Genomic DNA, 8,622 nt, shown 5'->3' on the forward strand with positions numbered 1-8,622 from the left:
ATCATAGTCAACTTGAGTAAATACTGTATCTAAGTGCATAAATGCTCTACTTACAGGTATTTGGAATGCAAGTACTGTTTTAAATGTTGCATCTTCGTTGAATAATAATCTCTTAGCAAGTTTTTCAACTGAAGCTGAGTCAGTTCTTTGTGAAATACCAACTGCTAGAGTATCCTTTGAAAGAATTAATTCATCTCCACCTTCTATTGAAGTACTTTCATCTCTGTTAAACCAGAATGGAACATCTTTTCCTTTGAATCTTGGATGATGATTAAAAATATATTTAGCAAATATTGTTTCTCTATTTCTAGTTTCAGTTCTCATATGGTTTAAAGTAATACCATGTCCAATTGTTGCAAATGGATCTCTTGTAAAATAAAGATTTGGCATTGGATCACATACAAATGGATAAGTGCTGTTTACTAAATCATATAATGAATCTCTGTGGTAATCCTTAAGTTCTTCTTTTCTAACACCAGCCATCATTTTATCAATCATAGCTTTGTTTTCGAAACTTAAGAAGTATTTAGTTAAAGCTTCTTTTAAAGATTCGCTTTCTACACCAGCTTCATCAATAAATTCACTAATAAATTGTGCTTTTACTTTTTCATCAGTTGCAATTGCTTCTGCTGCAAGAACTTCTAAATAAAGAACTTCTACACCAGCATCTCTTAAAGTTTGTGCAAATGCATCATGTTCTTCTCTTGCAATTTTTAAGTATGGAATGTCATCAAATAATAATCTGTCTAATAAATCTGGAGTTAAATTCTCAACTTCTTCTCCAGGTCTATGTAATAGTACTGTCTTTAATCTACCTATTTCTGAGGTAACGTTTAAAGCTTTTTCTCCCATTTATTGTCACTCCTTTTTTTCTCTCAATTTTTTTCTTTTGTTTATGTGTAAACATCTCTGTGGGGTCAATCACAATGGATTAACTTGTTTACAGTCCCTATTATAGATACATAATAAAACGTTAACAAGGAAGTTTATTCCAATAAATGTATAGCTATTTTTTATTTTATTCATAATGATAATTCCAAGAATTTAGTAAGGAATTAATACTGATTACACTAATAACTAGTTATTTACCGATTTATTATGCTAAATTAAAATGCATAAAAAAATGCATAATTCATGTATAAAATAGGAATACATTTTTTTTAGTTTTTTTTAGACTTTTATTTTTAGGTTCATAAATTTATTTAAAAATATATTGTGATATAATATCATAGAAAATTAATCTATTAAGTAAATGGAGGAGATAGAATGTTTTCTAAAGATGAGCTTTTAGTAATTGAAGATGCACTAAGAATTGCAGATAAAGAGTATATAAAATTAATTGACGAAAATAAAAATAACAAAGGTAAAATAGTGGCCTATAATAGAAAGCAAAAGAAATTATGGCTAGTTCAAAACAAGTTAAAAAAACTTATGCAAGAAAAATAATTTAATAAGGAGTTATCTCAAAAAATAAAGAAAAGATATTTTTAATAGTATATTTTTTTATTTATGTATTTTGAGGTAACTCCTTTTTCTTTTGAAAAATGATAAAATATATATAAATTTAATTAATGGGTAAATGAAAAGAGATATTATATGTTGGGAGGAAAGAAAAATGGCACTATTAAATTGTAATTTTTTTTCATGTGTTTTAGGGTATGACACTAGTGTAGTTGTGATTTTACCTGAAGAAAAGAAGTATTCATATTCAGAAGATAGTGAAAAGCCTTCTTTTAAGACCTTATATTTGTTACATGGAATGGGAGATGACTCTAGTAGTTGGTCAAGATTTACTTCAATTGAAAGGTACGCTAAAAATAATAATTTAGCTGTTATTATGCCAACAGCAGAACATAGTTTTTATACTGATGCTATTCATGGAAAGAAGTATTTTACTTTTATAACAGAGGAACTACCATATATTATGAAAAGATGGTTTCCCTTATCTAATAAACCAGAAGATACATTTATAGCAGGACTATCTATGGGTGGATATGGTGCATTAAAAATAGGTTTTACTTATCCTGAAAGATTTGGTGGAATAGCTAGTTTTTCTGGTGTAACTTCTTTAAAAGGTTTATATGAAAGGTCACCAGAAAATTTAAAAGATGAAATTTTAACTGCATATAGGAATATTTTTGGAGATATTGATAAATTAGATGAAAAGCATGATTTATTAAAACTTGCAAGGAAAAATCTTATGCATAAGAATAAAAGTCCTAAGATTATACAATATATTGGAACAGAAGATTCATTATATAATGAAAATACAGAATTTAAAAATAAGATGATGGAACTTGAGATACCTATTGTTTATGAAGAATGGGAAGGTAAACATGATTGGGAGTTTTGGGATATTGCAGTTTTAAAAGCAATAAAAATATTTTTAAATGGAGATTACCATTAAAACTATAAACAAAAAATTATATATTAGAATTTAAAAGTTATGATAAAAGGCAAAATAATAGACTGATTTTAAGGTCTATTATTTTGTCTTTTTAAAAATATAAGGAGAGATATAAGTGAATATACTTAGCATAAAAAATATTTATTATAGAGCAGATAATACAGATATATTAAAAGGAATTTCTATTGATGTAAAAGAAGGTGACTGTATATCAATAATAGGGTCTTCAGGAAGTGGAAAGAGTACTTTATTGAAAATTTGTTCAGATTTAATAACTCCATCATGTGGAGATATATATTATAGAGAGAAAAATTATAAGGATTATAATCCTTTAGATCTTAGGAGAAAGATTAGTTATTGTATTCAAACACCTTATCTCTTTGGAGAGACTGTTTTTGAGAATATAATATTCCCATTTAAAATACGTAATGAAGAGATAGATAAAAGTGAGGTAATGAGATTATTTAAAAAATTCAATCTAGATGAAAGTTTTTTAGATAAAGAGATAAAGTCACTATCAGGAGGAGAGAAACAAAGGATAGCGCTTGTAAGAAATTTAATATATACTCCAGATATTTTGCTATTAGATGAAGTTACATCAGCTTTAGACAAAGAAAACTGTAAATTAGTTGAGGCGTATATAAAGGAATTAAATGATAAGGGAGTAACAATAGTTTGGGTTACCCATAGCATGGAGCAAAGTGAATCTATATTTAATAAGAGAATAGTAATATCAGAGGGGAAAGTTGAAAAAATGGAGGAATTAAGATGAGTACAATATCTTTAGTTATAGCATCAACATTAGTTCTAATTCCTATATTTATATCTTATAAAGAAAAACTAGGGTTAGAAAAGGAAATAGTTATAAGCATGGTAAGGGCAATAATCCAATTAATAATAGTTGGATATATTCTAGATGTGATTTTTGGATTGAAAAATCCTATATGTACATTAATATTAATTTTAATAATGATTGTAAATGCAGCAGTAAATACAAAGAAGAGAGGTAAGGGAATAGATAACATATTTACTATCTCCTTTGTATCAATATTAATTGGAGCATCAGTTACAATATCAGTATTAGTTATTTCAGGAGTTATAAAGTTTAATCCAAATGAAGTTATACCAATTGCAGGAATGATAATAAGTAATTCTATGATTGCAATTGGATTAAGCTATAGAAATCTTAATAGCTCTTTTAAAAATAAAAGGGAAGAAGTAGAAGTTAAGTTGTCTTTAGGGGCAGATGTAAAGGAAGCATCTAAAAGTATTTTAAGAGATAGCGTAAAGGTGGCTATTATTCCAACTATAGATTCAGCAAAAACATTAGGGATTGTATCATTACCAGGAATGATGACAGGATTAATTTTAGCAGGAGTAGCTCCATTAATGGCAATAAAGTTTCAGATAATGGTTACTTTTATGCTTTTGTCTGCATCATCTATATCTACAATTATAGCAACTTATTTATGTTATAAAGATTTCTTTAATGAAAGAAAACAATTAAATATATAGATATTCATAGAAAAAGTAACATAGACATATAAATACTCAAAATTTATAATTGTAATAGAATGTAATAAATTATTTTAATATTATTAATTAAATTTAATGTAGTATATAAATATGCTCTTAATAAGAGTATATATTTATCTATTATATAATTATTTAACATATTATAATAAAGGTGGTGATAAGATGATTTACAATTCTTTAAATAATAGGCAAGAGAAAATATTAAAAGTATTAATAAATAAAAATGAATATATTAATGGAGATAACCTATCAAAATTAATAGGAGTATCAAAAAAGACCCTTCAAAAGGAAATACCTATATTAAATAAATTTCTTATAGAATATAATTGCTCAATTGCATCATTAAGGGGATTAGGCTATAAATTTGAAGCAAAAAATAAGAAATCTATTAGTTTATTAAAAGAAAGGGTAAGTAAAGAAGATACTTTAATTGAAGAGAAGGAATCAAGAATTAATAGTATACTAAGCACATTAGCTTTTTTAAGTGTTTGTCATGGAAAGGGAAGTATAAAGGTTGAAGAATTATCAGACAAGCTATATGTAAGTACTTCTACAATAAAGAATGACATAAAAGAAGCTAAGGAGATTTTAAAGAATTATAAACTAAATATTTCAAGAAGCGGTAATAGTGGAATAAAACTAATTGGAGCTGAAAGAAATATAAGAGGTTTTATTTCAGATTATCTAGTAAAAAAATATAATAACAATTGTTCTAATGAAATAAAAATGTTATTTGGAGATGATAATAATTATTTTACCTTAGTTGCAAGTAATGTTTTAAAAATATTAGAAAAATTTAATTTAGATATTACAGATTTAGGTTTTAACAACTTATGTACTCATATTTTAATAACAATTTATAGAATAAAGAGTAATAAGATAGTTGGATTTGATGTAAGTAATATTGATTTTAAAGAAAATGAATATAATGCAGCAATTTATTTAAAGGATCTTGTTGAACATAGCTTTAATGTTAAGTTCCCAGAAAGTGAAATCATATATCTATACCAACACCTTGTAGCACAAAAAAGAATTTATATTGATAAAGAAGTTGTAAAGCATAAAGAAGATAACAAAATTTTAGATTGGATTAAAGAATGTAATGAAAGTATATATAAGTATACTGGAATTGATTTTAATGTTGATGAAATTTTATGTAAGGGTTTATTAACCCATTTAAGGAGTGCCTTTAATAGAATAGATTATGGGATGAATATAAAAAACTTTATGCTAGAAGATATTAAAGTAAATTATCCTTTTGCCTTTGAGATAGCAACTTACTTTACTAAATCTTTAAGTGAATTATATAAAAAGGATATAAATGATAATGAAGTTGGATTTATTGCCCTTCATTTTGGAGGAGCAATTGAAAGACTTAAAGTAGAAAAGAAATTTAAAAAATATAAAACAATAGTTGTATGTGCAACAGGAGTAGGAACATCTATATTACTTAAAGCCAAGCTTGAAAGTAAATTTAGTGATGTATTAGAAATTGTAGGTTTTTATCCAGCCTTTAAGTTAAAGCTGATAGACTTATCAAAATTTGATTTTATAATTACAACAATACCTTTAAAAATAAAAGATGCCAATGTAATAGAAGTATCACCTATTTTACTTGATGAAGATTGTAATAAAATAAATAGTTTTTTAAGACATAAAAATTATAGTTTTAATGAAGAAAGTTCATTATTTAGTGAGGAATTAGTATTTAGAGGTCTAGAATTTAAAAATAATATAGAAGCTATAAATTTTTTATCTTCAAAGCTTTTAGAACTTGGATATATTGATAAAGAAATGAAAGATTCATATATAGAAAGAGAAAATATGGGTACAACTGAAATAGGTAATTTAGTTGCAATACCTCATGGAATAAAAGGTAAGGTATATAAAGAAGGAGTAGCCATAGGAATTTTGAAAGAGCCTATTAAATGGAAGTGTGGAAAAGTTCAATTAATAGTTATGCTTTGCATAAAAAATAATGAAGTTAGTAGAAATGAAAAATTATTTTTAGATATTTATAAAAATCTTGATAGCAAAGAAAAAGTAATTAAGATTATACAAAGTAAATCTTTGGATGAGTTACATAATATAAATTAGGTTGAGCTAGAATGTTAGGAGGAAAAAATTTATGATTGAAAAGGAGTTAGTTTTTTTAGACTTTTCTGCAAAGGATTACAATGATTTCTTTGATAAGATTTCAGATATACTTTATGAAAAAGGATATGTAAAGGAAAGTTTTAAAAATGCTATCAAAAAGAGGGAAGAGGAATTTCCAACAGGTTTACAAGTAGAGAATTTAGGTATAGCAATTCCACATACAGATAGTATACATGTAAATAAACCAAGTATAGTATTTGTTAGATTTGATAAACCTATGATTTTTAATGGTATGGGTGGAGAAGGCAAGGTTAATGCTGAAATGGCATTTGTTTTACTTGTAACAGATAAAAATAAACAAGTACCATTATTACAAAAACTTATGAGTATAGTTACTAATAATGAAATAATGAATAAATTACAAAAATATAAAAATGAAGATATTATAAAGGTTTTAGAGGAGGAATTATAATGAAAAAAATAATAGTAGCATGTGGAGCAGGTATAGCAACATCAACAATAGCAATGCAAAAAATAAAAAGTCAATTAGAAGCAAGAGGATTATTAGATAAGGTTCAATTCACTCAATGCACTGTAGCTGAATTACCAATGAAGGCTGATGGTCATGATTTAGTTGTTACAACAGCATCAGTATCACAAGAATTTAATATTCCAGTAATATCAGGAATACCATTTATTGCAGGAATGGGAATTGATTCTGTAATGAATGACATAGTTTCAAAACTTGGATTATAAAAATATATTTTATAAATTAAAGAGGAATGTGATGGGAGGAAATATTAAATGGCAGCTTTAGAATATTTAGTTAGCTTAGGGCCTGCAGTTATGATGCCTATTATCTTTACTGTATTTGCTTTATGCTTAAAGGTGAAGTTTGGGAAAGCTATACGATCAGGACTTTTAGTTGGAATAGGTTTTATAGGGCTTAGTACAATTATAACTTTATTAACAGATAATTTAGGTCCAGCAGCTGAAAAGATGGTTGAAAACTTTGGGTTACACTTAAATGTATTAGATGTAGGTTGGCCAGCTGCATCAGCAATTGCTTTTGGATCTACTGTAGGGATTTTAATAATTCCATTATGTTTAGTAGTTAACATAATAATGTTATTAACTAGAACAACTAGAACAGTAAATGTAGATATATGGAACTTTTGGCACTTTGCATTTACAGGTTCATTAGTTTATATGCTAACAAATGATTTATTTATAAGTTTATTATTATCTGCTATAAATATGATAATAATAATGATAATAGGAGATAGAACAGCACCCCTTGTTGAAAAGTTCTTAGGACTTCCAGGGATATCAATACCACATGGATTCTCAGGTTCTTATGTACCTTTTGCTTATGCAATTAATTGGGTTTTAGATAGAATTCCAGGAATAAACAAGATAAAATTAGATGCAAATGACATACAAAAGAAGTTTGGATTATTTGGAGATCCAGCTATATTAGGTACTTCAATTGGAATTATATTAGGATTACTTGCTAAATATGATATTAAAGGAATATTAAATTTAGCAGTTATAATGGGAGCCGTATTAGTTTTAACTCCTAAGATGGCAGCTATATTAATGGAAGGATTAATGGTTGTTTCAGAAGCTGTTCAAGAGTTAATTCAAAGAAAATTCCAAGGAAGAGGAAAACTTTACATAGGATTAGATTCAGCAGTAGGTGTTGGTAATCCAGTAACGCTAGCTGTTTCATTAGTTTTAATACCAGTAACTTTAATATTAGCACTTATAATACCAGGAAATCAGTTCTTACCATTTGCTAGTTTAGCAGGATTACCATTTATGTTTGTTCTTATTGTTCCAATTGCTAGAGGAGATTTCTTTAGAACATTCATAATAGGAATAATAATTGTAAGTATAGGATTATTAATAGGAACTAATTTAGCACCACTATTTACTAAAGCAGCAGCTGCAGCAAACTTTACAATACCAAATGGAGCAGAACTTATATCAAGTATAGACTATGGTTCAAGTCCGCTACCTTGGTTATTAGTTAAGCTTGCGGAATTTAAATATGTTGGAGTAGGTATATTAAGTATATTTACAGTATTATTAATGTTATGGAATAGAAAGAAAATTGTTGCAAGTGATAATGCTATAGAAGACTAATAAAATAAATAATGCTATTAATGAAAAGAGGGTGTCTTGTTAGGGAAGATGCTCTTTTTCTTTTACTAAAAATAAGGTTAATTAATGGTATTCTAAAGGAATTTAGGTGAAACTCATCCTAGCATATCAATATAAGTAATAATGAGGAATATGTAGAAAAACAGATTATATAAAGAATAATTTAATTAAATAAAATTATTGTGAAGTTTATATGTCGGAAAAAAGTATATAATAACAAACGTTGACTGCAAGACATGGTCTTTTAGGAGATGGAAACAACTAGATTAAATTTAAAAAATAAATTTGAAAAAAGTTGTTGACAATGAAGCTTTTAGGTGATAAGATAAACAAGTCGCTTAGGGGCGACGAGATAAAATGGTCTTTGAAAATTGAACAGAATATATAGAATACATTTAGAACCAGCAATTCTTTTT

The 8,622-nt window shown here is 26.7% G+C and carries 9 protein-coding genes; 8 read left to right on the top strand and 1 reads right to left on the bottom strand.

Annotated features, from left to right (window positions below):
* Window positions 1-852: arginine deiminase (locus J2S18_RS16240; protein WP_307488403.1), on the bottom strand; the 852-nt coding region annotated here is incomplete at its 3' end.
* A gap of 414 nt (window positions 853-1,266) precedes the next feature.
* On the opposite strand from J2S18_RS16240, the gene J2S18_RS16245 reads away from it, so the two are divergent.
* The 8 genes from J2S18_RS16245 (at window position 1,267) to J2S18_RS16280 (ending at window position 8,188) form a co-directional block, all read left to right on the top strand.
* A complete protein-coding gene (locus J2S18_RS16245; protein ID WP_307488404.1) occupies window positions 1,267-1,446 on the top strand; it encodes a hypothetical protein in 180 nt (59 codons plus the stop codon).
* 169 nt (window positions 1,447-1,615) lie between these two features.
* A complete protein-coding gene (locus J2S18_RS16250; RefSeq protein WP_307488406.1) occupies window positions 1,616-2,407 on the top strand; it encodes an alpha/beta hydrolase in 792 nt (263 codons plus the stop codon).
* Window positions 2,408-2,522: 115 nt separating this feature from the next.
* On the top strand, window positions 2,523-3,179 hold the full coding sequence (locus J2S18_RS16255; RefSeq protein ID WP_307488407.1) for an ABC transporter ATP-binding protein: 657 nt from the start codon (window positions 2,523-2,525) through the stop codon (window positions 3,177-3,179).
* A complete protein-coding gene (locus J2S18_RS16260; protein ID WP_307488409.1) occupies window positions 3,176-3,922 on the top strand; it encodes an ABC transporter permease in 747 nt (248 codons plus the stop codon). The genes J2S18_RS16255 and J2S18_RS16260 overlap by 4 nt, the downstream gene beginning before the upstream one ends.
* A gap of 183 nt (window positions 3,923-4,105) precedes the next feature.
* A complete protein-coding gene (locus J2S18_RS16265) occupies window positions 4,106-6,040 on the top strand; it encodes a BglG family transcription antiterminator (protein ID WP_307488411.1) in 1,935 nt (644 codons plus the stop codon).
* A gap of 31 nt (window positions 6,041-6,071) precedes the next feature.
* On the top strand, window positions 6,072-6,512 hold the full coding sequence (locus J2S18_RS16270) for a PTS sugar transporter subunit IIA (RefSeq protein ID WP_307488413.1): 441 nt from the start codon (window positions 6,072-6,074) through the stop codon (window positions 6,510-6,512).
* Complete coding sequence (locus tag J2S18_RS16275; RefSeq protein WP_307488414.1) at window positions 6,512-6,796, top strand: PTS sugar transporter subunit IIB; 285 nt, start codon at window positions 6,512-6,514, stop codon at window positions 6,794-6,796. The genes J2S18_RS16270 and J2S18_RS16275 overlap by 1 nt, the downstream gene beginning before the upstream one ends.
* Before the next feature lie 48 nt (window positions 6,797-6,844).
* Entirely contained in the window at window positions 6,845-8,188 is a 1,344-nt protein-coding gene (locus J2S18_RS16280) for a PTS galactitol transporter subunit IIC (RefSeq protein ID WP_307488416.1), read from the top strand.
* Window positions 8,189-8,622 lie beyond the last annotated feature (434 nt).

This window comes from Eubacterium multiforme (assembly GCF_030813415.1).
Taxonomy (GTDB): Bacteria; Bacillota; Clostridia; order Clostridiales; family Clostridiaceae; genus Clostridium; species Clostridium multiforme.

Coding starts and splice junctions, on each gene's coding strand:
- J2S18_RS16270 (WP_307488413.1), top strand. CDS start 6,072: ATGATTGAAAAGGAGTTAGTTTTTTTAGACTTTTCTGCAAAGGATTAC.
- J2S18_RS16250 (WP_307488406.1), top strand. CDS start 1,616: ATGGCACTATTAAATTGTAATTTTTTTTCATGTGTTTTAGGGTATGAC.
- J2S18_RS16280 (WP_307488416.1), top strand. CDS start 6,845: ATGGCAGCTTTAGAATATTTAGTTAGCTTAGGGCCTGCAGTTATGATG.
- J2S18_RS16245 (WP_307488404.1), top strand. CDS start 1,267: ATGTTTTCTAAAGATGAGCTTTTAGTAATTGAAGATGCACTAAGAATT.
- J2S18_RS16260 (WP_307488409.1), top strand. CDS start 3,176: ATGAGTACAATATCTTTAGTTATAGCATCAACATTAGTTCTAATTCCT.
- J2S18_RS16265 (WP_307488411.1), top strand. CDS start 4,106: ATGATTTACAATTCTTTAAATAATAGGCAAGAGAAAATATTAAAAGTA.
- J2S18_RS16275 (WP_307488414.1), top strand. CDS start 6,512: ATGAAAAAAATAATAGTAGCATGTGGAGCAGGTATAGCAACATCAACA.